Source organism: Celeribacter sp. SCSIO 80838 (genome assembly GCF_056498065.1).
Genome location: NZ_JAZKMA010000001.1, coordinates 638,700 through 664,422 on the forward strand (window position 1 = coordinate 638,700; position 25,723 = coordinate 664,422).

Genomic DNA, 25,723 nt, shown 5'->3' on the forward strand with positions numbered 1-25,723 from the left:
GACTATTTGTAGTCGTCCATATCCTCGGCCACGGCCCGCGCCATGGCCGCGATGATATCCGGATCGGCGGCATGGACGCGGGACCAGTTCGGGATAAACGGCGTCTCCATCGGGTTTTCCAGAAACACGTTGCCCGCCTGAATGATGTTGTTCGCGAAAAGCTCGACGGCCTGTTCTTCGACATGGCGGTCGACATGCAGCCCGTTCATCCGCGCATCGTTGAAATAGGTCTCGATGAGATCGAGTGCACCGCGATAATAGGTGGCTTTGATCGAGCGGAAGATCTCTTCGGAAAACACCGTGCCATCGGCGGCGAGCTTGCGATAGAGCGCCTTGCAAATGTCGACCGACATGCGCGACAGGCCGGTGGTGGCATCCTCCTGAGAAAGGTCCTGATGTTTGTGATCGTAGCGGTCGGAAATCTCGACTTGGCAAACCGCGCGCGGGCTCAGGTTGCGCCAGGCCTCGGACAATAGCCCGATCTCAAGCCCCCAGTCGGACGGGATGCGCATATCGGGCAGGATTGAGGTCCGCATGGCGAATTCACCGGCGAGCGGATAGCGGAAATCGGCGAGGAAATCGAGGAAGGCCTGCGGGCCCAAAACCTTCGAGAGCGCATGGATCATCGGCGTCACCAAAAGCCGTGTCACCCGCCCGTTCAGCTTGCCATCGGCGACACGGGGATAGAACCCTTTGGACATCTGATAGGGAAAGGTCGGGTTGGCCACCGGATAGACCAGTCGCGCCAGCATCCCCGCCGAATAGGTCACGACATCGCAGTCATGTACGGCCACCACAGCACTGTCGGCACGCGAGATCGTATAGCCGAGACAGAACCACACGTTGCGCCCCTTGCCGGGCTCGGAAGGAGACAGTTCAAGCTCCTTAAGACGCGCATCCACCGCCCGAAGCCGCGGCCCGTCGTTCCAGAGCACGACATGATCGGCCCTCAGCCGGGAAAAGAATTTGCGCGCGTAGCGATATTGCTCCTCGGTGGCACGATCGAGGCCGATCACGATGCGATGGATGAAATCCACCTTGTTCAACTCGTCGATGATATTGGGCAGTGCCTCGCCTTCCAGTTCGGAAAACAGCGACGGCAGGATCAGCGTGATCTTGCGAGACGAGGCAAAGGCGTTGAGCTCCCGGCTCAGATCCTCTTCGGAATTGATACGCAGGTTGTGCAGCGTCGCCACATGACCGCCCTGATGAAAATCAGCCATTTGTCAGCCTTTCTCTTTGTAGTCTTGCGCAATGCGTTCGAGCACCGCAATGTTCCAACCTTCCGGCCCGGGCACGTTCGTGCGCATGATCCGACCCTCAGCCTCTCCCGCAAGGGGCGGGATACCCGGCCCGTATGAATTCATAACGACAGAGCCAAAATCGGCTGTCTCGATCATCTCGACATCATTGGGCGCATCGCCCAAAGCCATGGTGACCGGACGGGGATCATAGCGCGCGACAATGTCGGCCATGCGGTCCGCTTTGGTCGCGCCAAAAGACAGGGTGAGATAACGCCCGCCCTGCCGCGCAGCGATGCCCTTTTCGGCCAGAATCGTCTCGAAATCCTGTTGCGCCTCCGGTGTACCGGACCAAAGCCCCGGTTCGGAAAACTGTCGCTGCGCCGCAAGCCTTGCCTGTGCCAAAGGCAAACCCGTGTTCTCCGCAACCTCCGCCACGCTCCAGTCGGAAAATCCGGTGAAACAGGCGCGCAGATCGGCGGGCAATTCCGCAAGAGCGTTCAAGAGAGCGACATGAGCGCTGCGATCCGTCGGCACCTCCTCCCCCGGCGGCAGAATCCCTGCGCCGTTCTCGACAATGGCCGGGCAATCGGAAAACCCCATCTCACGCCGAAGATCGGCGATCTCGAAAGCGGTTTTGGAGCTTGCCAGAACCAGCGGGACACCCAATGCGCGCATCCGGAGCAAAGCCGGTTTTGCGGGGGCCCAGGAATAGCTGCCATGATCGAGCAGCGTGCCGTCCAGATCGGAAAACACGATCAGGCGGGGAGCGGTAAAGTCCGTCGTCATGACGATATGATGACCTTTGAGGCAGATAAGGGAAACCGCCAATGCGAAAAATCCCGTATCCCCGCAAGAAAACGCCCAAGAATTAGGCAGACCTTCGAGGCCGCTTGACCCCCATTCTGATTGGACTAGGGTGCGCCTCATCACATCCGGGAGATATTCCATGGCACAAAGACTGCACCTCGTGTTCGGCGGCGAACTTGTCGATCCGTCCAAAACCGTATTCCGCAACGTGGATGATATTCACATCGTTGGGATTTTCCCGAATTACGAGACCGCGCATTCCGCCTGGAAAGCAGAGGCCCAACGCACCGTGGACAACGCTCATATGCGCTATTTCATCGCCCATCTGCATCGCCTTCGCGACGAGGAGAAACACACCTCCCCGACCGAAGAGTTCGGAGCGTAACGGCAGGCCCAGATGGCCCGACCCCTTCCCTTTCTGCTCTACTCCGGCCTGAACGGACGGTCCGAACGGCGTCACACCGAACGTCTGGACCGCCTCTTGTCCGAAGGCACGCTGACTCGCCAGGCGCGGGATGCGCGACTGGCTCTCGATTTGCCGTCCCGCCCTCGCGGCGAAGTGTTGTGGCTGCATGCCGCGACCCAGTTCGCGCTCGGCCCGGCGGTCGAACTTTTTGCCCGGATCGCCGAGGATCGCCCCGATCTTGTCGGTGTCATCACCATGAGCCCCGGAGTGCATCCCCCGAACGGTCAGAGGCCGGACGGGGCGATCTTTACCGATGCTCCTGAGGATGAAAGCGCCATCGTGCGGCGTTTCCTGTCCCATTGGCGCCCCGACGGGCTGATCTGGATCGGTGGCCGGTTCCGTCCGACGCTGTTGCGCGCCGCACATGACGACGGCGTGCCCTGCCTCTCGATCGAAGCGCCGCACAGCCCGAGCACGCTTGACCTGCCCACGCCGGTTCCCGGCCTGCGCAACTCGGTTTTGAAATGTTTCGATCATGCGATCACGGCCTCCTCGGAAAGCCTTGGTTTGTGGCGGCGAGCCGGTCTTGACGCAACGCAGATCGAGCGTCTTGGATTTCTCGAGGAAGGCGGCATCGCGCCAATCATCGATGATGAAACCCTGTCGCGCCGGTCCGCAGACATCGGCACGCGGCCCTGTTGGTTCGCGGCACAGGTGGAACTGTCGGAGCTGAGCAACGTGCTCAGGGCACACAAAAGCGCATTGCGACGTGCGCATCGGTTGCTCTTGGTGATGTCACTGTCCGATCCTGCGACGCTTGACGGCGTGCTTGCGCAATGTGAAGACGCCGGGCTGAACGCCATGGCTCTTGGCCCGGATGAAGACATCTCAGAAGCCCTGCAACTCGCCGTCCTGACTGCCTCATCCGCAAATCAGGACGGGCTTTGGCATCGCCTTGCCCCGGTAAGCTTTCTCGGGCGCTCCCTTGTGCCCTTTGGCGGCATAGACCCCTATCCGGCCGCTGCCATGGGATCGGCCATTCTGCATGGTCCCCATGTCGACAGTCACGCCACGGCCTATGCCCGTCTCGCCACCGGCAACGCCACGCGTCAGGTCCGCGACGGGCATGAGCTCGGCGAGGAGCTCGGGCGATTGATGTCCCCGGATCAGGCCGCCCTGATGGCCGCCGCCGCTTGGGAGATTGCCTCAACCGGTGCAGAGGTCACGGATCGGGTCTCTGCCCTCGTGCAGGACATTCTCGATCTTCACGAAAGACGCCCCCGATGAAAGCGCCACTGTTCTGGTCCAATCCAAAAGACGCCCCCGGCTGGCAGGCGCGCCTCCTCTCCCCGCTTTCGGCTTTTTATGCTCGCGCGACCGCCAAACGCGTCGCACGAACCGGCTACAAGGCCAGCGTGCCGGTGATCTGTATCGGCAATATCAACGCGGGCGGCACCGGCAAAACGCCGACCACCATCGCCCTTGTGCAACGGCTGATCGCACGGGGCCACACGCCGCACGTCGTCTCCCGCGGTTACGGCGGGCGGCTCGAAGGTCCGGTGCGCGTCGATGAGCGCAAGCACGACGCCAATGAGGTCGGCGACGAACCGCTTTTGATTGCCGCCTTTACCCCTGTCTGGGTCGCCAAGGACCGCGCCGCCGGTGTTCGGATGGCGGAGACCGAGGGAGCGGATGTCATCCTGCTCGACGACGGGATGCAAAACCCTTCGGTCGAAAAGGATCTGACCCTTATCGTAGTCGACGCGTGGCGCGGTTTCGGCAACGGACGGGTGATCCCCGCCGGCCCCCTGCGCGAACCCATCCAGACGGGCATGGTGCGCGGCGATGTTTTGATCTCGATCGGAGACACCCGCGCGCAGGATCGTTTTGACACGAATTGGGCTGGATTGGTCTCTATTTCATGTGTGAAGGCCGTACTGAAACCTTTGCCCACTGGCCTCGAATGGGCGGGGCAAAACGTCTTCGCTTTTGCCGGGATCGGACATCCCGAGAAGTTCTTTCAAACGCTGTCGGGGCTTGGCGCCAACCTTCTTCGAACCGAGGCGCTCAAAGATCACCAGCCCCTTTCTGTGCCTTTGATGAAACGTCTGGAGATCGAAGCTCTGGCCCTTGGCGCCCAGATGGTCACAACAGAAAAAGACGCGGTGCGTCTGCCCCGCGCCTTTCGCATGAAGGTTGTGACTCTGCCTGTAAGGCTTGAAATCCCGGATTGGTCAGAGATCGACGCCCGTCTTGAGGCGCTTGACCTCTGATGCTTAGTCTTTGCCCAAAGTCTCGACGAGCCCGTCCACAATGGCTTTGTTTTGGGCCTCTTCCGGGGTCATCGCATCCTCGGGAACTGCCGTGCCTTCGAGCTTCGCATCGAGAACTTCTTTCAGCTTGTCATAACTCATATTGGAGAACCGCTCGCCGCCGATCACCAGCGTCGGAGTTGCATTGATATCGTATTCCGCGACTTCAGCCGTGAATTTCGCGTAAAGCTTTTCAGCCATATCGCCATCGTTCAAACAAGCATCGAGATTCTCATCCGTAAGCCCGGCCCGTTTGCCGATCTTGCGCAGATTCTCCACGATCTGCATCGTATCCTTGCCACCGGCAATCCAGTCGCTCTGTTCGTCATAGAGCATTTTCTGCACACCGAAATAGCGCATCTCGCCACCGCAGCGCGCCACCATGGACGCCCAGAGGCCGAATTTGTCGAAATACACTTCGCGGTAGATGAAACGCACCTTGCCCGTGTCGATGTAATCTTTCTTGAGAGGCTCGAAGACCTGAGAATGGAAGTTCGCACAATGCGGACAGGTGTAAGAGGCGTATTCGATCACTTCCAGCGGTGCATCCTTGTCGCCAAGTGTCAGATCGAAAATTTCAGAGGTGTCCGGCATGTCCTCGGCCTGCGCCGGTGTCACCAGAAAGGAGGTAACGGCAGAGGGCAGAAGCCCCGCGCCCAGCGTCGCGAGAGCGGTCGTGATCATGAATGTGCGGCGGTTCATTTCTCTTCCTTCGGTTTGTTGTGCTGCCGGGTCAGGAATGTTCCGGCGAATTTTTCGAGTGCCTGACGCAAAGCCTCATCATGGACTCCCTCCGACAGGACACGAGCCTCGGCCTTGGTTTCCGGCGTGATTTCCGGTTTCTGTTTGGGTTTAGGACCATGAAATGCAACACGCCCTTCGGAAAACCCCGTCGGCGCGGTTTGTGTCACATGGATGCGGCTGATCGCGTTATACCCGTAAACGGCATTCACCCGATCCCGGATTTTCGGCAGTTCGGCCTGAACCATTGGCGCAAATGCACCCGTCGTCAAAAGCGTCAGCACCGCCCCGAAACCACCCTTGGCGTAGGAGACTTTGACAGGGCGCGACATCGCCGCAGTAGCCTCCCCGACGATCTCTTCCCAATGGGTCAGAAGTCGGGATTCGGAAAAGCCCCGCGCCTCGGACGCCTCGCGAATGCGCGTCTGCAAAAGACCGGAGGTACGTTCGAACCCCCGCTTGCGTCTTCTGGCCTCTGTCTGCGCGCTCGTCATGCTTGTCCTTTGATTTCCCGGGCTGGTGTCTGCCTGTCTTCCGTCTATTTTAGAGGTGCGCGCGCAGGGCGCCAGAAGAAAGCGGATGACAGGACCTAAACATTGCGTGACGGGATGAAACACGAAAACACCGCAAAGGCGCTTCTCGATTGGTACGACACCCATGCGCGGGTGCTCCCTTGGCGCATATCGCCTGCGGAGAGAGCTACCGGTGTCACGCCCGATCCCTACCGGGTCTGGATGTCGGAGATCATGTTGCAACAAACCACTGTTGCGGCGGTCAAATCCTATTTCGAACGTTTTACAACGCTCTGGCCCACGGTGGTAAATCTCGCCGATGCCGAAGACGAGCGTGTCATGGGTGAATGGGCGGGGCTTGGGTATTATGCCCGCGCGCGCAATTTGTTGAAATGCGCGCGGATGATCCGAGACGACTTCAGTGGCATTTTCCCCAAAACTCGGATCGCATTGCAGTCCCTGCCCGGCGTCGGTCCCTATACCTCGGCGGCGATCGCCTCCATCGCCTTCGACCTGCCGGAAACTGTGGTGGACGGCAATGTCGAACGGGTGGTTTCGCGCCTGTTTCGGGTCGAAACGCCTCTGCCCGCCGCCAAGCCCGAACTCACGGAACTTGCGGAGACGCTCACACCGCGAAACCGTCCAGGAGATTACGCTCAGGCCATGATGGATCTGGGGGCAACGATCTGTACCCCGAAATTTCCGAGCTGTGGCATCTGTCCTCTGACGACCAGTTGCGAGGCTCGTCGCGTCGGAGATCAGGCTCGATTCCCGCAAAAAACTTCCAAAAAGCCGAAACCTACCCGGCACGGGCATGCCTATGTCGGACGCACGGAAGCGGGCGAATGGGTGTTGGAAAAGCGACCCGAAAAGGGGCTTCTGGGCGGTATGATGGGTTGGCCCGGCACGGAATGGCAGGAGGCGCACCCGCCCGCTCCGCCTTTTCCCGGCAACTGGCAGGACCTCGGCGAGGTACGGCATACCTTCACTCATTTCCATCTGATCCTGAGGGTTCATGCCGCCTCTCATGTGACAAATCCGCCCGAAACCTGCATTTTGAAGGGGAATAACGCCTTTCAACCCTCGGATTTGCCAACGGTGATGCGAAAGGCGTTTGACCTCGCACATCTCAGCCTTGAAACTTGAGCCATTCGTAAGGCGACCGAGGGAGATCACCCCGTGAACATGGCCGAAATCCGTTTTCGCAACGCATTGCCGTTTTGGCTGTCGCTGACGCTCATTCCCTTCATCTGGCTTGGCGCATTTGTGGGTGGCTGGACCGTGATCATCGTGCCGCTTTATGCGTGGTACATGTTCGGGTTTCTCGACGGAATTCTCGGCCTGAACACCGAGAGTGCAGATCCGAACACACCGGAAAACGAGCTTTTTTGGTATCGCGCCATCACCATCGTCTGGTTCCCGGTGCAATTCGTAAACATCTTTGCGCTGATCTGGTTCGTGACCCATACGGATCATCTCTCGACGCTTGAAACCATCGTGCTGTTCTTCGGTCTTGGCGTTTCTTCCGGCACAACGGGCATGGTTTATGCCCATGAGCTTTGCCATCAGCGCAACAACATGGAGCGATGGCTTGGGGATTTGCTTTTGGCTTCAGTTCTTTACTCGCATTTCCGGACCGAACATCTGCTCGTCCACCACAAGCACGTCGGCACCCGGCGCGATGCGGTCACGGCGCTTTATAACGAAGGGTTTCATCGTTATTTCCTGCGCGTTCTCTGGGAGTGCCCGCGGTCTGCATGGGAGGCGGAAAAGGCGATGCTGGCGCGCAGGGGATTGTCCGTCTGGAACCCGAAAAACCCGCATTTCCGCTATTGGACCTTGCAGATTCTGATGCTGATCCTTGCCACTCTGATCGGTGGCACAACTGGATTTTTTCTCTTTATCTGGCAGGCTTTAGTGGCGATATGGCAGCTCGAGCTGACCAATTACGTCGAACATTACGGGCTCACCCGGCGGCATCTGGGGGATGGGAAGTATGAGCATGTGAAACCGCATCATAGTTGGAATGCGGCGCATATGGCGACGAACTGGCTTTTGATCAATCTTCAACGCCATTCCGATCACCATTACAAGCCCGACCGCCGGTTTCCGCTTTTGCAGACTTACGACGAGACCGAGGCGCCGCAACTGCCCTATGGCTACACCGTCATGGGGGTGGTCGCGATGGTGCCGCCGCTGTGGCGGAGGATGATGAATCCCAAGGTAAAACAATGGCGTAGCCAGTATTACCCAGACCTCGAAACCTTCGAGGACTGGGAGCCTTACAAGAACGGCACCAACCCTCTGCCCCGGCTCTAAGCGCAAAAAAAGCCCCGCTGCGCAGACACAGCGGGGCCAAGGTGGTGCCGCGTAGTCAGGCCGCAGGCACCAGGCGATAACTCTGAATTTCGGGGATTTCCCCTGTCGGATTTGCGTCGGATAAGTGTCGGACTTTTGTCGGACACTTATCCCGCTCTGCCGTTACTGCGCCGTTACTGCATCTCCGCGCGGATCTGTTGGCGCAACACGTCGATCGGAACGGTTTTGCCATCGCGTTTGAAGGTCCAGTAGGTCCAGCCATTGCAGGACGGTGCACCTTCGAGATGGGCACCGACCTGATGGATCGAGCCTTTCACGTCATTGGCGATCAGCGTGCCGTCGGCGCGCACCTTGGCCTTTTGACGCCCGTTCATCGAATAAAGCTCCTCGCCCGGACGCAGCATGCCGCGTTCCACGAGCTGACCGAAGGGCACACGCGGCTCGACACGTTTGGAGCCCGTCACACGCAGCGCCTCCTTGTCGAACTTGCGCACGGAGGCGATGCGTTTCTCGGCGACCTCACGATATTTCTCTTCGCGCTCGATGCCGATGAATTCGCGACCCAGCATCTTGGCCACAGCACCCGTGGTGCCGGTGCCGAAGAACGGATCGAGGATCACGTCGCCGGGGTTGGTCGTGCCGAGGATCACGCGATGCAAAAGGCTCTCGGGCTTTTGCGTCGGGTGGGCCTTGTCGCCATTGTCGTCTTTGAGACGCTCGCCGCCGTTGCAGATCGGCAGAACCCAGTCGGAGCGCATCTGGATGCCCTCGTTGAGCGACTTGAGCGCTTCGTAATTGAAGGTGTATTTCGCCGCTTCGTTTTTCGACGCCCAGATCAGGGTTTCGTGGGCGTTGGTCAAACGCTTGCCGCGGAAGTTCGGCATCGGGTTCGACTTGCGCCACACCACGTCGTTCAAAATCCAGTAGCCCTGATTCTGAAGCTCGGCACCGAGGCGGAAGACGTTGTGATAGGAGCCAATCACCCAGATCGCGCCATTCGGTTTGAGAATGCGGCGCGCGGCTTTGAGCCACTCATGGGTGAAATCATCGTAGACCTTGAAGCTGTCGAACTGGTCCCAGGCGTCGTCGACGGCGTCCACTTTGGAATTGTCCGGGCGATGCAGATCGCCCCGCAATTGCAGGTTATAAGGCGGATCGGCGAAAATCAGGTCGACGCTCTCTTCGGGGAGCGCGTTCATCACCTCGATGCAATCGCCGGGCAATATCTCATTGAGCGGGAGCGAATTCGCCCCCTTGCGGATCGTTGTCTTCATCTTCTGCCTCATATCGCGCCCCTTAAGGGACGTCGTTTTAACGCGCCATTTTTGACGTCATTTATGGGTCTCAAGATGAGTCATCGGGGATTCCACGTCAATTTCTTTTTCGAATCAGTCACTTATGTTTTTGTCTTGATACAAGATGTTGTGGACGGGTTTGAACGAACGCCTATGGTGTGGTGTCACACCAAGATTTTGGAGCCCTTCCATGTGAATTTTGGTGCCGTAACCGGCGTTCTTTTCCCAGCCATAGCCGGGGTACTGTTGCGCCAAATCCACCATCAGGCGGTCGCGCCATATTTTGGCCACAATTGAGGCCGCCGAAATCGAAAAAGATCGCGCATCGCCTTTGACGATGGCCTCGGCATCCAGACCGAAGGCGGGCGGCAGTTTGTTGCCATCGACCAGAACGTAATCGGCCTTGAGCGCCAGCCCCGCGACGGCGCGCTCCATGGCGCGCAAAGAGGCCTGTAGGATATTGATTTCGTCGATCTCCTCGACCGAACAGGAGGCGATAGAGACATCGGCCACGGCGAGGATTTCGTCATAAAGCGCTTCGCGCCGTTTGGCGGTCAGCGCTTTCGAATCGTTGAGACCGGAGGGGATGCGGCTCGGGTCGAGCCAGACGGCGGCGGCAACCACAGGACCGGCCAGCGGACCACGGCCCACCTCGTCGACCCCCACGATCCGGGTGTAACCGCGACGGGTGGCGGCCTCTTCGAAGGAAAAATCTGGAGTTGTCTTTGTCATCCCCCCTGTGAAGCCGAAGCCCGACAGCGGCGCAAGAAAAAAGCGGGTGAGAGGTCTCACCCGCCAAGTGGCGCGGCCATGGGAACATGAGAACCGCGCGATTCTGCTCGTTATGGAACTCAGTTGTGGCGGGTGTCGCGAACACGTTCGACGCGGTAGCCGAAATTGGTGAGGCAGCCTAGATCATAGGCATCGACCTTGCCCTGACGGGTTTTCACCCGGGTCTCGCAGGCCTTGGGCAGATGCACCTGGGCGCGACGGTCGCGCTCGATGCAGTTCTCGAAGGCGACGAGACGCGTTTTGCCCCCCTGCCCGGCGCTTGCGACACATTGGTTCGGGATGCCGAAATCCCGGCCACGATTACGGTCCTGCCAGGGCTCATTGCGATGACCGTCGCGATAGCGCGAAGTGCTCACGGCGACCTTGTCCTTGTTCTTGTCGTCGAGCGCCTTGCCGAGCACGAAGAGCGTCGCAAGCCCGCCCAGAACCAGAGCGGCGTCATTGTCGCCGGCGCGCGCAGGGGCGGCGGCAAAACCGGCGGTGGCGATGGAAAGCGCTACGAGCCCTGCGGTGAATTTCGTGAGTTTCATCGGTCGTCCTTTCAGATCCTGTTGCCTCGCCCTGTCGATCTGTGGGTGGGCGAAAGAGGTGATGGGACGGTGATGGTCGTTTTTGTGGAAATCGCTCAATAACAGCGGGATGTCATCGGATAACAACGGGGTGTCATCGGCGAAAATCGGCTTTGCTATTGAATAACATCCGCAATCCTCACAGGATCGCGAGCATGAAAAAGCACCTTCTCCCCCTTCTCATCGCGCTTGTGGCCCTGCCGGGGCTGGCCGAGGCCTCCTGTTACGCGAGTTACAAGGCCAAGCGCGACAATCCGCTCAAGCTGCATTTCGGCGTGGCCGAGGTGGGCGACAATCAATGTACGAAAGAGGCGGCGGCCAAGGCCTTGGCACCGCGTCTTGAAAAAGAGGGCTGGCACCTTTTGTCCATCGTCGCGATGATCCCGGAAGAGAAACTGGGCGAGGTAAAGGCCGATGCTGGCAAATATTTCCTCCGATACTGACAGCCGGAAGGTGTCGCGGGTGGCGATTTACGGGATCGTGGCGATTGTCGCGATTCTGTTGGTCGCGGCCGTGTTGTTGTTCGTGAACCTGCCGGATGCGAATGCGTTCAACACGCGGGTGGAACAGATTTTCGTCGAGAACGATCTGACGACGCAGGCGGAAATCAAACTGCTGGAGATTCTGGCGCAATCGGGAACGTCGTTTTCCGGTGTGCTGAATTCCTACCGGATGGTGATTTTCGTGCTTCTGGTGTTTGCGACCGCCTTGCTTGTGGCGGCCTTGGTGTTTCTTGTCGTGATCATCGCGCTGAACCGACGGATGAGCGAGATCGAGAAGCGGGGGATCGAGGTGTCGTCCTTGTTGATCTCGCGGGCGGAGAACACGGTTTACCTGAACAACATGGAGTTCAAGCTAACGCCTGCGGCGATCGAGACGCTGTCGGTTCTGGCCGAGGCGCGTTTGGACGACGATGTGTTGTCGGGGGCGGAGATCGAGGCGGTGATCTCGGGCCGGAATGCGGTGGATTGCGAAGAGGCGGCGGGGGCGACGCGGATCAAACGGCTGCGCGATACGCTCGGCAATCAGATGGTGAGCGAGTTGTTGGTCAAAAACATCGCGCGGAAGGGCTATATGCTGGCCTGTCCGCGCGATGTGATCAAGATGGTCTGACCGTCAGGGCCCCGTTTAAGGCCAGGGATAGTCCGCGACGGTGATGCCCATCGCGGTGAGTTCATCCACCGCGAGGCGACGATAGGCGACCACATCGGGGACAGGTTCGGCGCGGCGGCGGGTGACCTCTTCTTCGGTGAAATACACCGGTGCCTCGCCGCTGTCGGTTTCCCCCCAGACGTCGAGCACGTAGTTCATCACCTCGGCGATCTCGGCGTTGTTCAGGGACGAACCGACCACGCCGGGCACATGCATCATGTAGGTACGCCCCAACTCGGTGCCTGCAATATAGCCGACGCTGTTCGGGAAGTCGGGAATCCCGCCCTCCGGCGTGCCGCCGCCTTCGAACCCGTGACAGCCAGCGCAGCGCAAAATGTAATTCGTATGCGCGGTGCGCGAGGGCTGGTCCGCCGCCATCAGGGAGGCCGGGACAAGCGCAAGCGCGCAGATCAGGGGTTTCAACAGAGACATGTCTCTTCCTTTCTGTCTACCGGCTCAGTCGACCGCGGGGCGCATCGCCCGCAGATCGGCATGGGTCGGACGGGTCTCGCGCGCGGCCTCGAGAAGCTCCTGGGTCATCACAGCTTCGGTCTCGCCAAGGGTCTGGAGCACCCATGTGCCGATCTCGACCAGTTCCTCGTCCGTGGTGCTGGCCACCGGCGGCATGATCAGGCCGATGTACATCTGGCCCTGAATGTCGAGTTTTCCGGCCATGCCCGAGATCACCACTCCGGCGAGATATTCGGGCGCGGTGTCACCCAGCGCCTGCCAGAACACGGGACGGTTGAGCGGCGGGGCAAGACCCGGATTGCCGATGCCGCCGGTGTTGTGACAAGCGGCGCAATGAATCTCGAAAAGCTCCTCCGGGGTCTCGGCAGAGACCGGGAGGGTGAGGAGGGCCATGGCGCATGCCACAGCCCCCGTGAGTGTCGTCAAAAGGCGCAATTCGGGATCACTCCGCCAGGCCCACAACCACGGACACCGTGCAGTGGTAACCTTTGTCGGTGTTCGCCATGCACCAGTTGATGTCGTTGTAGAGACCCATGCGGTAGCCCGGACGCTCACCCTCGGAGGTGTAGCAGAAGGTCGCGGAGGCGACCGACGGTTTGCCGCAGCAGTCGTTATAAGACACAAGGTAATCCTTGCCGTCGTCCGGGTTGGTGCAGGTGCCGACCCAGGACACGGAAGAGGCGGACGAGCCCGGAGGACATTGCGTCAGAGACCCGCCGGAGGTGGAGCAGAGGTTGCCGTCGAGGGCGCAGTGACGCCAGTAGGAGCATTCGTCCTCCGGCAGTTCGGAAGCGTTGGCGCGACGATCGAAGGGCAGGATCGGGGTCGCAACGGCGGCGCCCAGAACCGAGGCCCCGGCTTTCGCCATGAAGCTGCGGCGGCCAAGGCTGCGTGCGGCGGTGCGGGCACCGGTTTCGACGCGCTTGTCGAGGGTCTTGAGAAGTTTGTCGATCAGTCTGGTCATTATCAGATCCTTTCGGAGGAAAATTGAGTGGCGCCCATCTGTTGGGCGACCGCAGCCTGGTAAGAGGGAATGCCGGTCTCGGAGGCGTTGAACAGGCTTTCGAGCTGTTCGCGGGAGTTCACGAGACCCTTGGCGCGCACCTTGCCGTCCGGCCCGATGAGCACGGCAAAGGGCAGTTTCGCGACCTTGAAGGTCATGCCGAGATCGGAGGAGAGCGCATAGGGGAAGCTGTTGAGATCTTCCGCCTCGATGAGCCGCCGGTGCGCCGCTTCGCGCCCGTCGGAGGCCAGCGCAACGTCGAGCCAGCCTTTTTCATCGTCCCGGATCGATTTGATCGCGGGCAGGAGCGCCTTGCAGATCGGACAGGTGGTGGAGAGGAAGAACACGAGCTGTGCCCGCCCTTCCGGCCCGCCCAGTGCAAATTCCGGCCCGTTGAGATTGGGCAGGGTCATGTGCGGCACGGCTTCACCGATGTCCGGCCCGCTGTCCGAAATCATCGCGCCCACCGGGGACACCCGTTCGAAGAGGATGCCGATCTGGCGGGCGAGCGCGAAGATGATCGCGATCTGGACCAGCACGACAACCCAGAGGGCGATGTTGGAAAAGATGAGTATATTCATATCGTTCTGTCCTCTCTCATCCGGCCTGCCGGATGTGGGGGAGATGGGAGGCGAGTTTTTCCGCCACGCCGTAGATCGCGAAAAGCGTGATCCCGGCGGTGATCGCCATGATGGCCCCCATCGCGCCGAGCGGCCCGACAGAGATCATCGCGACGGCCAGCGCCATGACGGTCAGCACGGCATTGCGCCCGAGGGTCAGGCCGGAGACGATCTGCGGCGTGCCACCGCAGCCGCAATCGATCTCCGTCTGGCCCCGAAGCAAAGCCGCCGCCATCAGCACGCCGTAGCCCGCGAACAGCCCCGCCGCCATCAGCCCGCCGAAGGGACGGGTGACGGGAAGGAGGAGTGCGAGGACGGTGAGGGCCTCGGCCCCCGTCAGTCCGCGCACGATCACGGGCACCATGTGACGGGGCACAAGCCCATAGCCCTGCGCAAATCCCACCGTCTCATAGAAGGCCTGCCATTTGTGCCAGGCCGCGCGCGCCAAAACGAGCACGAGAAAGCTCGTCAGGGTTGCAGAGGTGAGCTGCGACAGGTCTCCCATCAGCGATCCAGTTCCATGATGGTCGGCCAGCCACCGATATTGAACTCTTCGCCCTCTTCGAGGAAGACCTCATCGCCCATTTCGACGGTATAGGAGTAGACATCGCCTTCCTCGTTCGCGCCGTAGAGCATCGGCTCTTCGGTCTGGGTCACGAGGATGCTGTTTTCATGATGCGCGGTGGAGCGACCGACGACGGTCTTGCTGTCCATGTCCACGGCCCAGATCTGTTCGGCGCCGTTTTTGTGGGAGCCGTCGTAGGAGCCGGAGTGCATCAGCACGAAAGCGGTGTTGGTCGGGGCGTTATAGGCGATCAGCTCGGAACCGGAGGGGGCCCATTTGCCGAGCACGCCTTCTGTCAGCGCGATGGTCTCGGAGAGGACCGGCACGTCGCCGCTGTCGTCCACGACATAGAGATTGCCGTTGTAGGACACATAGACGAGGGTTTCGCCGATGCGCACGCCGTTGGTGAAGAGCGCGTCGTCATCGACGTCGAAGATTTTCTCAGACTTGCCCGGATCGCCGAAGGTGCCATCGGCGGCGTAAGAATAGGTCTGGAAAGTGCCGTCACCGCAGATCGTGGTGAATTTCATGCCGGAGGTGGAGGGGAAGATGCCCCAGCAGCCCGGCGTCGGAATTTCGGCGATGGCGGCGCCAGCGGCGATGTCGATCACCGAGACGGAGGTCGCGGGCGTGGCGTTCTGGGCCAGCGCATAGGCCTCGTCGGAAGAGAGCGTCAGCAGCGAGGGCTGGCTTTCGACATGGGCCATTTTCACGCCGAATTCGAATTCGCTTTTGATCTTGAGCGTGTCGACGTCCCAGGTGTGGAACACGTTGGTGATCGGGCCGTAGGTGTAGCGCTCGAAATAGACCGAGGTGGTGTACATGGTCTTGCCGTCGGCGGAGAGCACCATCTGCGCGGTGGTGCCCGGGCCCATGTTGCCCTTCATCGCGAAATCTTCGGCGCCCAGCACGTTGATCGAGGACGGGCCTTTCCAGGCCTGATCGAGCACGAAGAGGTTCGGGCCTTCGTCGATGGTTTCCTTGACGGAAAGGGTTTCGGGTTCGATGGCGTCTTGTGCGAAAGCCGGTCCGGTCAGCGCGGCAAGCGCCACGAAAGCGGCGGTTGTGGATTTCATCATCTGTCTCCTGGTGATGGTCTCGTGACCAACATAGGCGCTGGATTCAAGCCCGCGCTATCCGCCCTTGTCGGGTAATTTCGCCCATAAAATATGCAGCGCGTGAATCTTACCGTTTCCCGGTCGAAACCCGCCCCGCCCCGCTTGACACTCCCCGCCGCAGGGCCTTTCAGAATAGGAAAATCAAAATATTTCGGTCACTTGACATGCACACAGACATCAAACCCCGCACCCGTGTAAGGGAAGCCCAGTTCGACAGTTTCGTCGATCAGGAACGGGGGCTCGATGGCTGGAACCAGCTGTACCGGCAATTGTCGCCGGGGGCGTTCGAGGGGCATATCGCGGCGCTGGAGTGGGAGGATATCACGCTCTATCGCGAGACCGTGAACCGGAAAATGGAGAATTTCTATCGTGTCCCGGATGGTTATGTCTGTGTCGGGTTTTCGCTTGGCAAACGGCTTTCGATGAGCGGGCTGCCGAGCGCGATTGGCACGGGCACCGGGATGCTCCATGTCGCGGGCGAGGATTATCATATCTTCACCGACAGCGACGCGGATTACATCATGCTGACCCTGCCGCAGGACTGTCTGCCGGAGGACATCATCAGTGGCGCCCGCCCGGTCACGCCGCAGGAAAGCCATGGCATCGCGGACTGGATGCTGACCCTGATGGAAAGCGCGCGCCAGGGCATCGCGCAGCAGGCGGTGCTGGATCTGGCGCCGGATCTTCTGATCGACCGGATTTCGCTTTGGGCGCGGGAAGCCAGCCGGGCGCGTCCGCGCAAACTGCCCCATGGCCTGATGGCGGATATTCTCGCGGCTTGCGACGAGCTGCCGTTCGACAAGATGACCGTCAGCCATCTGGCGAAACATCTCGATCGGGATCGCGCGACACTGCGCGCGACCTGTCTTGAGCGTACCGGCATGCGGCTTGACGAAATGCTCAAGGGACGCCGCCTGAGCGAGGTGCATCGCCGGTTGCGGTTTTCAGACCCGCGCAGCACGAAAGTGTCGGATGTCAGCATGGAATTCGGCTACTATCATTGGGGCCGGTTTTCGCAGAGCTACCGCGCCATGTTCGGAGAACGCCCCTCGGATACATTGCGCCGGGCCACGCCACAGCATCACTGAGCCAGAGCGGAACGCGACGGGGACAGGCTTTGCAATCGCGCTTTGCGGCGGGGCAATGCCATCGACTGCAATAGCATGCACCAGTCCTCCCCGATATCGCGCAGGACCGGGCTCTCGGAAGCGACCCGTTGCGTGGCGTTGATGTGTGCCTTCAGGGCCTGTGCCCAGACATCCGGATCGTGGCCCTTCACAAACGCCGCCCCCGCCCCGCTTTCGCGCAGGCCGTCCACATCGGCACAAAGCAATCGACGTTTCGCCGCACGGGCTTCAAGAGCAACAAGGCCAAAGCTTTCCCAGCGAGACGGCATGACGACCAGATCAACCGCATCCATGACAGCCACCGGATCGTTCATATGGCCGAAAAATCGGATGCGCGCATCTTCATCCGCAAGGGCCTTGAGAGCCGCCTCTTCCGGCCCGGTGCCGCAGACATAGAGCTGTAGCTCTGGGTCCGGCAGCGTGCGGAAGGCCTTGATCAACACATCGAACCCCTTTTGCCGGTGCAGACGCCCAATCGCACCGATCACACGGGCGCGGTCGTTCGGAATGGGCAGTTTCAGGAAAGGTTCGAGCGCAACGGAAGACGGGATCACGTTCAGCGCACCCGAACGAACCAGTTCCCGACGCATCATCCACTCCGCCTGGGCCGAGCTGACCGCGACGACCCGATCGAAAAGAGCGTAAGCGGTGCGCAACAGCGTGAAAAACCGGGCTTTGAACGGCACGTTATGGGCGGTGAAGGCTTCGGTATAGCTGTGTTCGACATGACAGATCGGCACGGCGCTATGGAGCGCGCGAAAAGCGATGAGCCGCGGCAGGCTGCGCCAGTTGATGGTCAGATGCGAAATCACCAGATCGGCGTCACAGGGCGGCAGCGCCGCGCCCCGACCGACGACGCGCAGCATTTGCTGGGCTTCCCGCGCAAGGTTCGGAGAGCTGTTCATATGCTCGATGACCCGCATCACGCCGCCGGGCGTGGTGTCGTCGATGAGGTGAAGAATACGAAGTTTGGCGGTCATGGAAGGCTCCTCCCGGTGAGATGTGTTGCGGTTCAGGCCCGTGCGCGCGGACGCAGGCAAGCCATAAGCTGAAGCGGATCGCGACCCAGTCGTCCAAGGGCAAAGGCCGCCCCTGCCGTGGCCAACGTGCGCATGGGCTCTTCGATCAGCGGTATTTTCGACAGGCGATGCGCGCGCCGGACATAGTCCATCGCAGCATGGCCCTCGCCGCCGGTCACGGCCCGCCGCGCGAGATAGCGCAGCTGGTAGGCGCGGGCCGCATCCTCATGACGGGCAAAGAAATCGGGCGCGGTCGGGCGCAGTTTCGTGATCATCCGCTCCCAAGCCGCCAATTGCGCATCGGTACGTGCCGAAAGCCCGCCCGCACTCAGCCGGTATTCCGTCAAAAGCCCCGGCAGCCCCTCAAGGCTCCAGTCGGTGGTCAGGCTGAACCGCAACCAGCATTCGATGTCCTCGGACTGCCGGAATGTCTCGTCGAAGACCCAATCGCGCTCGGTCTCGCCTTGGGGGCGATAGGCCAGCGCCTCAAGGGCCGCGCGGCGAAACACAGGCGTCGAGCCGTTGCCGACGGGATTGCGCTTGAACACATGGCTGGCAGTGACCCCGCGCAGGCGCGGACGCTGGGCATGGCCGATGCGCCGACCCGCGTCATCGATCAAGGCCGACCCGGCATAGCTCAGTCCGACATGCGGTGCCGCGTCCAGATGCGCCACATGGGCGGCCAGTTTTTCCGGCATCCAGAGATCGTCGGCATCGCACAGCCCGACGACAGTGCCGGTGGCCGCCGCGATCCCGGAATTGCGCGCGCCCGCGAGGCCGCGGTTGCCCTGCTCGACCAAGCGAATTCGCGGATCGGATTTGGCGGCCTCTGTCGCGATGCGGGCGGTGTCGTCGGTGGAGCCATCGTTGACGACAATCACCTCGAGGTCGCGAAAGGTCTGGGAACAGAGCGACACCAATGTCTGGGACAGGGTGGCAGCGGCGTTGAACGCGGGGACGACGAGTGAGGCATAGGGCATGGGAGCGCTCCTTTAACGAGAGAAGAGAAAGCGGCGTTGGCCGTGTGACAGAAACGGGTAGATCAGACCGCCCAAAGCGGTCGGGACGCCGCGGCGCAGAGGGGCGAGAAAAGCCGTGGCCTCGATGCTCAGACCTTCGCGCAGGAAGGCCCGCACCTGATGCGGCTCCGCGCCCAACCGCATGGCGCGGCGCGCGAGATAGCGCAGATACTGTGCCTCGGCGCGGGCGGTTGAGGATACCCCGAACCGTGCGGCGGTCTTGAGCACCTCGGCCCGGCTGAGGCGCATGGCCTCCAGGTTGGCGGAGAGTCCTGCGGGGCTGAGACGATAGAGCACGTGATCGGCATCTATGCCGCGCAGCACCGCCCCCTGTCCCAAAAGCTGGACGAGAAATTCGAGATCTTCGTTATGCACCATATCCGCGCGCAGCCCGCCGAGGCGGCAAAACAGCGCGCGTGTGAGCGACAGGTTCGACAGCGTGCAGACCGGGTTCTCCCCCAAAAGCACTGGGATGCTGAGCGGGGTTTCGGGCACGCTCGACACGCTGGTCGGGCGTGCGGGATCGGTCGCGAAGAACCCGACGCGGCCGAAGATGGCATCGGCCGACCCCTTTTCGATCCCCGCAACCACATCCGCAAGCTTGCGCGGCGTCCAGAGATCGTCCGCATCGCAGAAGCTCACGATCTCGCCGCGGGCCAGATCGCAGGCACCATGATTGCGCGCGGCACTCGGGCCTTTGCCGGGATTGCGGACCACGCGGAGACGGCGATCTTTGGCGGCCAAGCGCTGCGCGAGCTCAAAACTGCCGTCGCTCGAACCGTCATCGACCAGAATGGCCTCCCAATCGCCCCAGCTTTGAGCCTGAAGGGCGCGCAGAGTGTCGGGCAAGGTATCGGCTGCGTTGAAAACGGGGATGACGACGGAGATCAAAGGCATGCTGTCGGCTCCGTTTTAAAAATTCTGGGGAAGGCGTGCTTCATCGCCGGGAGAGAGAGAACAAACATGGTGAAGGTCGCGGTCGCGAGATAACCCCAGGCAAGTCTCCCAAGCCCGTAAGGCGCACAGATCAGGATGCTGACCATGAGTGCCAGGGTCAGGATCAGGGTGCCGCGCAATTCGTGCAGCGTCGACCCGGTCGCCCGCATCCAACCGGCGGTGGCGGTCCAGATCATGGTGGGAATGGCAACGAGGCAGAGGATGGCGACGGGTTCCGCAAGCGCTGCATGTTGGGGACCGAGCAGCAGCGGAACGTACCAGGGCGCAAAAAGCGATTGCAGGATCACGACAGGCGTGATCAGCCCCAGCGACAGGCGCACCCCCTGCCCCAGCGCCTCGCCACGATCCTGACTGGCGCAAAGATGCGGGAACAGGACGGCGGCGAGAGCCGTGGAGAAGGAACTTGCAAGGCTCAACCCGGCATTGAACGCCATGAAATAGGCGCCCAAGGCTTCCGGGCCGAGCAGAGCGCCGACAAGCAGTTTGTCGGCATGAAGACGCATCGTGCGGATCACCTCGGTGCCCAGAACCGGCCCGCCATAGCGCAGGAAGGTGGCGGTCGGGGCGAGAGGCGCAGTGGTGCTGCGGCGCCACGGCGCGAGACGGCGCATCATCACGAGCCAGATCGGCGCGGTCAGCAGACGCGGCACGACAAGGGCCAGCGGGGTCGGCCAAAGAACGGCCAGAAGCATCGCCAGCACATTGGCCGAGACCGATTGTGTCCCCGCAATCGCGGCGGTACGGCTCAGTTTCCCCTGACGCAGCGCAAGGCCGCATTGCACAAGACCGCCCGGCATGAAGAGGTATTCGGCCCCGAGCAACAGGACCATCACCGCCAGAAGGGGTTTGCCGAATCCCAGCCACAGCCCGGCGGCCAAAGCGGCCTGCACGGCAAAGAGCCCAGCGCACCAGAGCCAGTTGAGCCGATGCGCACGATGACAGACGGCATCGAGTTCATGGTCGGGCGCGACCACGATGCGTTGCGTCACACCATTTTCGGTCAGGGATTTCAGCAGATCTCCCATCGCCAGCGCCGCCGCCGCAAGACCGACTTCAGCCAGATCGAGACTGCGGGCCACCACGATCACCACGCCAAGGCGCGACAGTTTCGTTGCGGCCTCCGAGGCGCCGTAAGCCATGAGATGCCCGAAGAGGCGGCTGGAGTTGAAGTTGCTGCTAGACACCGATCCCGGGCTCCCTTTAAAGTTGTGTTAAGATTAATGGGCCGTTAAGGCACGTGTCCCGGACGCGATCGGAGGGTGCAAAATCTCCTTTCCGCCGGACCCTATTCTTTGGGATAGGCGTGCCATTCCACTGTGGCTGCGACAGTGGTCAGGTCGAGGTGCTAGGGTGAAATCGAGTTTTAGAATGATCAGGTGGAAAACCGCGTGAGCCGCTCATTTCTGTATTCGACAAGCCTCTGTGCCGCTCTTTTGGCCGGGTGTAGCCCGGCGCCAAATCCAGAAAACATCGGCCCCATCGAGAGCGGCGGAGGCTATCAGGCGCAATATCGCGACCCACCCGCTCGCAACGGGGACGAGGTCTATCTTGTGTCGCCCGGCATGAATATGGAGCGCTGCCGCGACGGCACGTCCGGCCTCGGCGCGCAAGGCAAGGGCAGCGCAATCCTGCCGCAAATTTTGAGCGGCGAACGGCTGTCGCGCGACGATCTTTTGGATGTCCGCATTGGCGAGGACGAGACCTTTAGCGGCGACTATGTGATCTCTCGCGACGGGTTCCTGAAATTACCGTACCTTCCGCCGGTGCAGGCGCAGGGACGTCGTACGGAGGACATCGAATCCGAGCTTGTGCGGGTGTTGCGCGCCGACGGGTTTTACGAGACGGCCCCCCGAATCTCCGTGCGGCTGCGCGACATGGCCAGCGTCAACGTTGCTGTGTCCGGCGCCGTGTTCGAGCCGCATTCGGTCGAGGTCGGCCTCCGTGCGGGGGCTGATCTCGATGCCGCCCGACAAAACGCGATGGGCGCCTCGACCGAAGCCCGCAACCTCTCCACCGCGCTGCGTGCGGCTGGCGGGGTGCGCCCCGATGCCGATCTGTCGCGGATCGAACTGCATCGCGCAGGGAACCGCTATTCCCTCGATTTGCGCGGCGTGTTCGAGGGGCGTCATGCCGTCGACATTGTCTTACTTGCGGGGGACGAGATCGTCGTGCCTTCGCGTCAGTGTTTTCAGGACGACCTGATGCGACCCAGCCCGATCAGCCCGCCGGGCGTGTCGCTGTTCCTGTCCAATCTGACGCAACCGGCCACTGGCAATGCGCCCTCGGCCGTCGGGCGGGAGGTGCGTGAAGTGCCTTACGGGACACGGTTCATGCAGGCGGTTGTCGATACGAATTGTGTCGGTGGTGCGCGTGCCAGCAGCGCGCATCGCTCCGCTGTGTTGTTCACCCGTAACCCCATGACCGGCGTCTCTACCGTGATCGAGCGCCAGATCGAAGACCAGTTGCGCCGCGCCGATCGCGACGATTACGACCCCTACCTTTTGCCGGGCGACTCTATTGCCTGCTATGACAGTAGCGTCACCAATATCACCGAGATCGGGCGGGTGTTCGGCACTGTTCTCGGGGTTGCCAACTGAGCGTATCGACCCTGCCCCGCCGCCTCGGCTTATGACGAGCCGGGACCGTCGCGCCAGAGCGTCGTTACTTCGTCCAGGGCCAGCATACAGCCGTCCGCTTCGCCCTGTTCGGCCGCGATTTCAAGCGAGACGAGTGCGGCACGGATTGTCGTGTGACCGAAGGCGGCGGCACTTCCGGCCAACCGGTGCGAGGTCTCTGCCACCTGCGGCAGAGACAGTGTCCAGGCCTCTGACAGAAATGTCTCGATTTCGGCGCGATAGCGCGCCTTCAGTTCGGCGAGCCGCTGAGACTCCGTCCCGATGAGCGTCCCGGCATCCGAGGTGACATCTTGCTCTGGTGCAGGGGCCTCACCGGCTCCATGCGCCGACACCAACGAAGCCAGCGAGGCACTGTCCAGCGGCTTGGGCAGAAAGCCTGACATGCCCGAAGCCAGAAAACGCTCTCGCGCTTCGGGCAGGACGTTTGCCGACACGGCGATGATCGGGGTGGCGCGGTTCGGACCGTCGCCTTGCCGAATATGCTGCGTGGCTTGCAGACCATCCATCACCGGCATGCGAATATCCATCAGAATGATGTCGAAACGCTGGCGTGCCGCCTCCGTCACCGCCTCGGCACCATTTCGGGCCTCGACCACGTGATGACCGAAACGCTGTAGCATTTCGCGCGCCAGTTCGAGATTGATGTCATTGTCTTCCGCCAGAAGGATGTTTTGCGGTGCACTTGGCGGCGGCAGTTCGGCAAGCGCGTCCGCATCTGGCGCGTCAACGCGCTGGATCGGGATACGCAACCAAAAGACACTGCCTTCGCCTTGAACGCTCTCCAGCCCGATCTCGCCCCCCAGCGCCTCGACGAACCGTCGCGCGATCCCCAGGCCAAGCCCTGTGCCACTGATGTCCGTATCGACGTCGCTGACGGTGTGAAAATCGTCGAAGACAAGGCTGTGCCGATCCTTGGCGATCCCGATCCCGGTATCGATCACCCGGACTTCCAACATGGTGGCCGCCTCTTCGGAGACCTCGGCCTCGATCAGGATCTGACCATTGCGGGTGAACTTGATCGCATTGCCGACAAGATTCAAAAGGATCTGACGCATGCGCGCGCCATCCAGCCGCGCCCAACGCACCGCAGGACCGGCCCATTCCCAACGAATGCGATTGCCGCGCGCGGTGGCTGCACTGGCTTGGGAATCGACGATATCCTGTAGCAATTGACCGAGGTGAACGATCTCCTCCTGGGGTTGGATGCCCGTGGCCTCGAACCGTGCGACATCCAAAACGGCATCGACATGGCGCATCAGAAGATCGCCGGAAATCTCCATATTGCGCAGATAATTCTGTTGTCGCGCGCCAAGCTCGGTTTGCTTGAGCAAGGACAGATTGCCCAAAAGCCCGTTCAATGGCGTTCTGATCTCATGCGTCATCATGGCGAGGAATTCGGCCTTGGCCTTTTCCCCGGCCAATGCCTTGTCGCGGGCCTCGACCAAGGCGTTTTCCGAGGCGACCAGTCGCGAGATGTCCCGCAGGAACCCCACGATCACGTCGCTGCCGGCCACCTGTCCTTTTTGCAACGCCAGCTCGACAGGAAAGAGCGAGCCATCGCGGCGTTTGGCCTCAAGGCGCACACGACCGTGGCCGACGACCTTCATCTCGCCGCCTTGGCGCAGACGTTGCATGCCCTGTTCATGGGCAGCACGCAGGTGATCCGGTATGATGATTTCGGCCAGATTGTGCCCGAGCACCGCATCATGGTTGTACTGAAATATCCGTTCCGCGGCAGCGTTGAAGGTCAGGATATGACCGTCGAGATCGGTGACGATGACCGCATCGAGAGACGTTTCCAAAATCGTGTTGAGCCGCGCATAGGCATCGGCAAGCTGACGGCCTCGTTTCTGGGTCTGGAGACTCGCACGCTGAAGCCGCCACATGGCGAAGATCAGCGCCAGAAACATCGCCACGGTCAGAGCGGCGAGACGCAAAAGCGTGTTGCCGACGGAAGTGCGGCTGGCTTCGGCCTGTTCCGCAAAGAATTGCAGCCCTTCGGTGGCGGCGCGGCGCAGCAACAGACGGATTTCGTCGCTGTCCTCAAGCAAGACCGGAAGCGAGGCCGTGAGCGTCTCAGGCGGACCGTCGATGATCGGGACAAGCGCATCCAGATGCGCGCGCACCTCTGCGATCGGTGTTCCGAAACCGGGACGCGCCCGCAGATCGACAAAAAGCTTGCCGGTGCCGAAGGTCGCCATACGGCTGTAGAAAACGTCGAATTCGATCACCAGACGGGTCAACGCGTCGGACCCTGCCTCCGGGCGCATCGCCGCAATGATCGCCTCCCGGTATTCCAGGAACTCAACCTCGGCCTGGCTCAATGTCCAATGCGTGTTGTCGGAATTGGCCGTGCGCAGCCAGCGGAATTCGCGCACCACTTCCGAGACGAGCACCCCCAGAAGCACAAGCGCCGCCAAAGCCAGAGCCGAGAACGCGATGCGCCCCCGGTTCCATGTGCTTCGTTTGGAGAAATCCTGTGTCATTCTACGACGGTCAATCGGTCCAATTGCCAGATGCTGCGGGTATAGATCACCTCAGTCTGATACTCAGGTCCCGAAGAATAGGGGTAGATGATCCAAAGCGGTCCCTTGTCACGCCGCGACATCGGCGCTCCATCCATCGCATAGGCGATGATCGGCCCGCCCGGAACGGCATCGCTGACCGGAATTTCGACGGTGTAATCATTGATCGCCTGAGCTTGGAGTGTCCCCCCCTGAGCGCCGATATGATCCAGAAATACATCCAGAGAGACGCCGGTGAAGACATGCTCTCTCGGGGTCCAGATGGTCTCCGTGGTGATCTCCGTGGGGGGCAAGGCCTGTAACATGGCCAGATCGAACTGCGCCACATCTCCCGCATTGGTCGCGGCGATCTCGCCCGAAACGGTCAGGATCACCGCCCCTTCGGGCTTCTCCAGCGTATCGGACAGGGCGGCAAGCGGGAGCGCCAAGGGGAGAACCACGAGGGCCATCACTCTCAACGCCCTGCGAAGGATCGGTGTCTGGGAAATCATTGAGGCACTCCTGATAAAATCTC

Annotated in this window: 28 protein-coding genes; 9 read left to right on the forward strand and 19 right to left on the reverse strand. The window is 61.1% G+C overall.

Annotated features, from left to right (window positions below; translation table 11 throughout):
- Window positions 1-2: 2 nt before the first annotated feature.
- Together V1475_RS03080 and V1475_RS03085 are read right to left on the reverse strand one after the other, a co-directional pair.
- Window positions 3-1,223, reverse strand: coding sequence for a glycosyltransferase family protein (locus tag V1475_RS03080; protein WP_479411576.1), 1,221 nt, complete (start codon window positions 1,221-1,223; stop codon window positions 3-5).
- Window positions 1,224-1,226: 3 nt separating this feature from the next.
- On the reverse strand, window positions 1,227-2,030 hold the full coding sequence (locus V1475_RS03085) for an HAD-IIB family hydrolase (RefSeq protein ID WP_479411577.1): 804 nt from the start codon (window positions 2,028-2,030) through the stop codon (window positions 1,227-1,229).
- A 160-nt stretch (window positions 2,031-2,190) separates the two neighbouring features.
- On the opposite strand from V1475_RS03085, the gene V1475_RS03090 reads away from it, so the two are divergent.
- Genes V1475_RS03090 through lpxK form a run of 3 tightly spaced genes read left to right on the forward strand, consistent with a single transcriptional unit; the run spans window position 2,191 to window position 4,730 of the window.
- Window positions 2,191-2,436 carry a DUF4170 domain-containing protein gene (locus V1475_RS03090; RefSeq protein ID WP_434289936.1) on the forward strand — a complete coding sequence of 82 codons (246 nt, stop codon included), beginning with the start codon at window positions 2,191-2,193 and terminating at the stop codon, window positions 2,434-2,436.
- A 12-nt stretch (window positions 2,437-2,448) separates the two neighbouring features.
- Window positions 2,449-3,744: a 3-deoxy-D-manno-octulosonic acid transferase gene (locus tag V1475_RS03095; protein WP_479411578.1), complete on the forward strand. Its 1,296-nt coding sequence runs from the start codon at window positions 2,449-2,451 to the stop codon at window positions 3,742-3,744.
- A complete protein-coding gene (gene lpxK, locus V1475_RS03100; protein WP_479411579.1) occupies window positions 3,741-4,730 on the forward strand; it encodes a tetraacyldisaccharide 4'-kinase in 990 nt (329 codons plus the stop codon). Before V1475_RS03095 ends, lpxK begins: the two co-directional genes overlap by 4 nt.
- A 3-nt stretch (window positions 4,731-4,733) precedes the next feature.
- On the opposite strand, the gene V1475_RS03105 is transcribed toward lpxK, so the two are convergent.
- A complete protein-coding gene (locus V1475_RS03105; protein ID WP_434289933.1) occupies window positions 4,734-5,471 on the reverse strand; it encodes a DsbA family protein in 738 nt (245 codons plus the stop codon).
- A complete protein-coding gene (locus V1475_RS03110) occupies window positions 5,468-6,004 on the reverse strand; it encodes a DUF721 domain-containing protein (RefSeq protein WP_434289932.1) in 537 nt (178 codons plus the stop codon). The genes V1475_RS03105 and V1475_RS03110 overlap by 4 nt, the downstream gene beginning before the upstream one ends.
- Before the next feature lie 114 nt (window positions 6,005-6,118).
- On the opposite strand from V1475_RS03110, the gene mutY reads away from it, so the two are divergent.
- Complete coding sequence (gene mutY, locus V1475_RS03115; protein ID WP_479411580.1) at window positions 6,119-7,168, forward strand: A/G-specific adenine glycosylase; 1,050 nt, start codon at window positions 6,119-6,121, stop codon at window positions 7,166-7,168.
- 39 nt (window positions 7,169-7,207) lie between these two features.
- Window positions 7,208-8,341 (forward strand): alkane 1-monooxygenase, encoded by a 1,134-nt coding sequence (locus V1475_RS03120; RefSeq protein WP_479411581.1) that lies wholly within the window; start codon window positions 7,208-7,210, stop codon window positions 8,339-8,341.
- Between the two features lie 173 nt (window positions 8,342-8,514).
- On the opposite strand, the gene V1475_RS03125 is transcribed toward V1475_RS03120, so the two are convergent.
- The 3 genes from V1475_RS03125 to V1475_RS03135 form a co-directional block, all read right to left on the reverse strand.
- On the reverse strand, window positions 8,515-9,627 hold the full coding sequence (locus tag V1475_RS03125; protein WP_479411582.1) for a DNA methyltransferase: 1,113 nt from the start codon (window positions 9,625-9,627) through the stop codon (window positions 8,515-8,517).
- Between the two features lie 102 nt (window positions 9,628-9,729).
- A complete protein-coding gene (locus V1475_RS03130; protein ID WP_479411583.1) occupies window positions 9,730-10,368 on the reverse strand; it encodes a ribonuclease HII in 639 nt (212 codons plus the stop codon).
- 119 nt (window positions 10,369-10,487) lie between these two features.
- Window positions 10,488-10,958 carry a hypothetical protein gene (locus tag V1475_RS03135; RefSeq protein WP_434289927.1) on the reverse strand — a complete coding sequence of 157 codons (471 nt, stop codon included), beginning with the start codon at window positions 10,956-10,958 and terminating at the stop codon, window positions 10,488-10,490.
- A 194-nt stretch (window positions 10,959-11,152) separates the two neighbouring features.
- Between V1475_RS03135 and V1475_RS03140 the strand changes: the two genes are divergently transcribed.
- Together V1475_RS03140 and V1475_RS03145 are read left to right on the forward strand one after the other, a co-directional pair.
- Window positions 11,153-11,440, forward strand: coding sequence for a hypothetical protein (locus V1475_RS03140; RefSeq protein ID WP_479411584.1), 288 nt, complete (start codon window positions 11,153-11,155; stop codon window positions 11,438-11,440).
- Complete coding sequence (locus tag V1475_RS03145; RefSeq protein ID WP_434289925.1) at window positions 11,412-12,110, forward strand: winged helix-turn-helix domain-containing protein; 699 nt, start codon at window positions 11,412-11,414, stop codon at window positions 12,108-12,110. The genes V1475_RS03140 and V1475_RS03145 overlap by 29 nt, the downstream gene beginning before the upstream one ends.
- A gap of 15 nt (window positions 12,111-12,125) precedes the next feature.
- Here the strand turns inward: V1475_RS03145 and V1475_RS03150 are convergent, their stop codons facing one another.
- The 6 genes from V1475_RS03150 to V1475_RS03175 are packed head-to-tail and all read right to left on the reverse strand — an operon-like array spanning window position 12,126 to window position 15,887.
- A complete protein-coding gene (locus V1475_RS03150) occupies window positions 12,126-12,581 on the reverse strand; it encodes a c-type cytochrome (protein WP_479411585.1) in 456 nt (151 codons plus the stop codon).
- 24 nt (window positions 12,582-12,605) lie between these two features.
- On the reverse strand, window positions 12,606-13,013 hold the full coding sequence (locus V1475_RS03155) for a c-type cytochrome (RefSeq protein ID WP_434289923.1): 408 nt from the start codon (window positions 13,011-13,013) through the stop codon (window positions 12,606-12,608).
- Between the two features lie 49 nt (window positions 13,014-13,062).
- Window positions 13,063-13,584 (reverse strand): methylamine dehydrogenase light chain, encoded by a 522-nt coding sequence (locus V1475_RS03160; RefSeq protein WP_434289922.1) that lies wholly within the window; start codon window positions 13,582-13,584, stop codon window positions 13,063-13,065.
- A gap of 2 nt (window positions 13,585-13,586) precedes the next feature.
- Window positions 13,587-14,204 (reverse strand): redoxin family protein, encoded by a 618-nt coding sequence (locus V1475_RS03165; RefSeq protein ID WP_479411586.1) that lies wholly within the window; start codon window positions 14,202-14,204, stop codon window positions 13,587-13,589.
- A 16-nt stretch (window positions 14,205-14,220) separates the two neighbouring features.
- Complete coding sequence (locus V1475_RS03170; protein WP_434289920.1) at window positions 14,221-14,748, reverse strand: MauE/DoxX family redox-associated membrane protein; 528 nt, start codon at window positions 14,746-14,748, stop codon at window positions 14,221-14,223.
- A complete protein-coding gene (locus V1475_RS03175) occupies window positions 14,748-15,887 on the reverse strand; it encodes an amine dehydrogenase large subunit (protein WP_479411587.1) in 1,140 nt (379 codons plus the stop codon). The genes V1475_RS03170 and V1475_RS03175 overlap by 1 nt, the downstream gene beginning before the upstream one ends.
- Before the next feature lie 203 nt (window positions 15,888-16,090).
- Here V1475_RS03175 and V1475_RS03180 point away from each other — a divergent pair, with 203 nt between their 5' ends.
- Window positions 16,091-17,014, forward strand: coding sequence for a helix-turn-helix domain-containing protein (locus V1475_RS03180; RefSeq protein WP_479411588.1), 924 nt, complete (start codon window positions 16,091-16,093; stop codon window positions 17,012-17,014).
- On the opposite strand, the gene V1475_RS03185 is transcribed toward V1475_RS03180, so the two are convergent.
- From V1475_RS03185 to V1475_RS03200, 4 genes are read right to left on the reverse strand one after another with little or no spacing between them, the layout of a single operon-like run.
- Window positions 17,008-18,033: a glycosyltransferase gene (locus V1475_RS03185; RefSeq protein ID WP_479411589.1), complete on the reverse strand. Its 1,026-nt coding sequence runs from the start codon at window positions 18,031-18,033 to the stop codon at window positions 17,008-17,010. The genes V1475_RS03180 and V1475_RS03185 overlap by 7 nt on opposite strands.
- Before the next feature lie 32 nt (window positions 18,034-18,065).
- Window positions 18,066-19,052: a glycosyltransferase family 2 protein gene (locus tag V1475_RS03190; protein WP_479411590.1), complete on the reverse strand. Its 987-nt coding sequence runs from the start codon at window positions 19,050-19,052 to the stop codon at window positions 18,066-18,068.
- A gap of 12 nt (window positions 19,053-19,064) precedes the next feature.
- Entirely contained in the window at window positions 19,065-19,988 is a 924-nt protein-coding gene (locus V1475_RS03195; RefSeq protein WP_479411591.1) for a glycosyltransferase family 2 protein, read from the reverse strand.
- Window positions 19,979-21,232 carry an oligosaccharide flippase family protein gene (locus V1475_RS03200; protein ID WP_479411592.1) on the reverse strand — a complete coding sequence of 418 codons (1,254 nt, stop codon included), beginning with the start codon at window positions 21,230-21,232 and terminating at the stop codon, window positions 19,979-19,981. Before V1475_RS03200 ends, V1475_RS03195 begins: the two co-directional genes overlap by 10 nt.
- 204 nt (window positions 21,233-21,436) lie before the next feature.
- Here V1475_RS03200 and V1475_RS03205 point away from each other — a divergent pair, with 204 nt between their 5' ends.
- Window positions 21,437-22,645, forward strand: a complete 1,209-nt coding sequence (locus V1475_RS03205) for a polysaccharide biosynthesis/export family protein (protein WP_479411593.1) — start codon at window positions 21,437-21,439, stop codon at window positions 22,643-22,645.
- Window positions 22,646-22,674: 29 nt separating this feature from the next.
- Here V1475_RS03205 and V1475_RS03210 read toward each other — a convergent pair whose 3' ends face one another.
- A complete protein-coding gene (locus V1475_RS03210) occupies window positions 22,675-25,170 on the reverse strand; it encodes an ATP-binding protein (protein ID WP_479411594.1) in 2,496 nt (831 codons plus the stop codon).
- Window positions 25,167-25,700, reverse strand: coding sequence for a putative pterin-binding protein (locus V1475_RS03215; RefSeq protein WP_479411595.1), 534 nt, complete (start codon window positions 25,698-25,700; stop codon window positions 25,167-25,169). The genes V1475_RS03210 and V1475_RS03215 overlap by 4 nt, the downstream gene beginning before the upstream one ends.
- Between the last annotated feature and the right edge of the window lie 23 nt (window positions 25,701-25,723).

Excerpts from the sequence above, each read along its gene's own strand:
- V1475_RS03080 (WP_479411576.1), bottom strand. The coding sequence starts at position 1,223 with ATGGCTGATTTTCATCAGGGCGGTCATGTGGCGACGCTGCACAACCTG.
- V1475_RS03085 (WP_479411577.1), bottom strand. The coding sequence starts at position 2,030 with ATGACGACGGACTTTACCGCTCCCCGCCTGATCGTGTTTTCCGATCTG.
- V1475_RS03090 (WP_434289936.1), top strand. The coding sequence starts at position 2,191 with ATGGCACAAAGACTGCACCTCGTGTTCGGCGGCGAACTTGTCGATCCG.
- V1475_RS03095 (WP_479411578.1), top strand. The coding sequence starts at position 2,449 with ATGGCCCGACCCCTTCCCTTTCTGCTCTACTCCGGCCTGAACGGACGG.
- lpxK (WP_479411579.1), top strand. The coding sequence starts at position 3,741 with ATGAAAGCGCCACTGTTCTGGTCCAATCCAAAAGACGCCCCCGGCTGG.
- V1475_RS03105 (WP_434289933.1), bottom strand. The coding sequence starts at position 5,471 with ATGAACCGCCGCACATTCATGATCACGACCGCTCTCGCGACGCTGGGC.
- V1475_RS03110 (WP_434289932.1), bottom strand. The coding sequence starts at position 6,004 with ATGACGAGCGCGCAGACAGAGGCCAGAAGACGCAAGCGGGGGTTCGAA.
- mutY (WP_479411580.1), top strand. The coding sequence starts at position 6,119 with ATGAAACACGAAAACACCGCAAAGGCGCTTCTCGATTGGTACGACACC.
- V1475_RS03120 (WP_479411581.1), top strand. The coding sequence starts at position 7,208 with ATGGCCGAAATCCGTTTTCGCAACGCATTGCCGTTTTGGCTGTCGCTG.
- V1475_RS03125 (WP_479411582.1), bottom strand. The coding sequence starts at position 9,627 with ATGAGGCAGAAGATGAAGACAACGATCCGCAAGGGGGCGAATTCGCTC.
- V1475_RS03130 (WP_479411583.1), bottom strand. The coding sequence starts at position 10,368 with ATGACAAAGACAACTCCAGATTTTTCCTTCGAAGAGGCCGCCACCCGT.
- V1475_RS03135 (WP_434289927.1), bottom strand. The coding sequence starts at position 10,958 with ATGAAACTCACGAAATTCACCGCAGGGCTCGTAGCGCTTTCCATCGCC.
- V1475_RS03140 (WP_479411584.1), top strand. The coding sequence starts at position 11,153 with ATGAAAAAGCACCTTCTCCCCCTTCTCATCGCGCTTGTGGCCCTGCCG.
- V1475_RS03145 (WP_434289925.1), top strand. The coding sequence starts at position 11,412 with ATGCTGGCAAATATTTCCTCCGATACTGACAGCCGGAAGGTGTCGCGG.
- V1475_RS03150 (WP_479411585.1), bottom strand. The coding sequence starts at position 12,581 with ATGTCTCTGTTGAAACCCCTGATCTGCGCGCTTGCGCTTGTCCCGGCC.
- V1475_RS03155 (WP_434289923.1), bottom strand. The coding sequence starts at position 13,013 with ATGGCCCTCCTCACCCTCCCGGTCTCTGCCGAGACCCCGGAGGAGCTT.
- V1475_RS03160 (WP_434289922.1), bottom strand. The coding sequence starts at position 13,584 with ATGACCAGACTGATCGACAAACTTCTCAAGACCCTCGACAAGCGCGTC.
- V1475_RS03165 (WP_479411586.1), bottom strand. The coding sequence starts at position 14,204 with ATGAATATACTCATCTTTTCCAACATCGCCCTCTGGGTTGTCGTGCTG.
- V1475_RS03170 (WP_434289920.1), bottom strand. The coding sequence starts at position 14,748 with ATGGGAGACCTGTCGCAGCTCACCTCTGCAACCCTGACGAGCTTTCTC.
- V1475_RS03175 (WP_479411587.1), bottom strand. The coding sequence starts at position 15,887 with ATGATGAAATCCACAACCGCCGCTTTCGTGGCGCTTGCCGCGCTGACC.
- V1475_RS03180 (WP_479411588.1), top strand. The coding sequence starts at position 16,091 with ATGCACACAGACATCAAACCCCGCACCCGTGTAAGGGAAGCCCAGTTC.
- V1475_RS03185 (WP_479411589.1), bottom strand. The coding sequence starts at position 18,033 with ATGACCGCCAAACTTCGTATTCTTCACCTCATCGACGACACCACGCCC.
- V1475_RS03190 (WP_479411590.1), bottom strand. The coding sequence starts at position 19,052 with ATGCCCTATGCCTCACTCGTCGTCCCCGCGTTCAACGCCGCTGCCACC.
- V1475_RS03195 (WP_479411591.1), bottom strand. The coding sequence starts at position 19,988 with ATGCCTTTGATCTCCGTCGTCATCCCCGTTTTCAACGCAGCCGATACC.
- V1475_RS03210 (WP_479411594.1), bottom strand. The coding sequence starts at position 25,170 with ATGACACAGGATTTCTCCAAACGAAGCACATGGAACCGGGGGCGCATC.
- V1475_RS03215 (WP_479411595.1), bottom strand. The coding sequence starts at position 25,700 with ATGATTTCCCAGACACCGATCCTTCGCAGGGCGTTGAGAGTGATGGCC.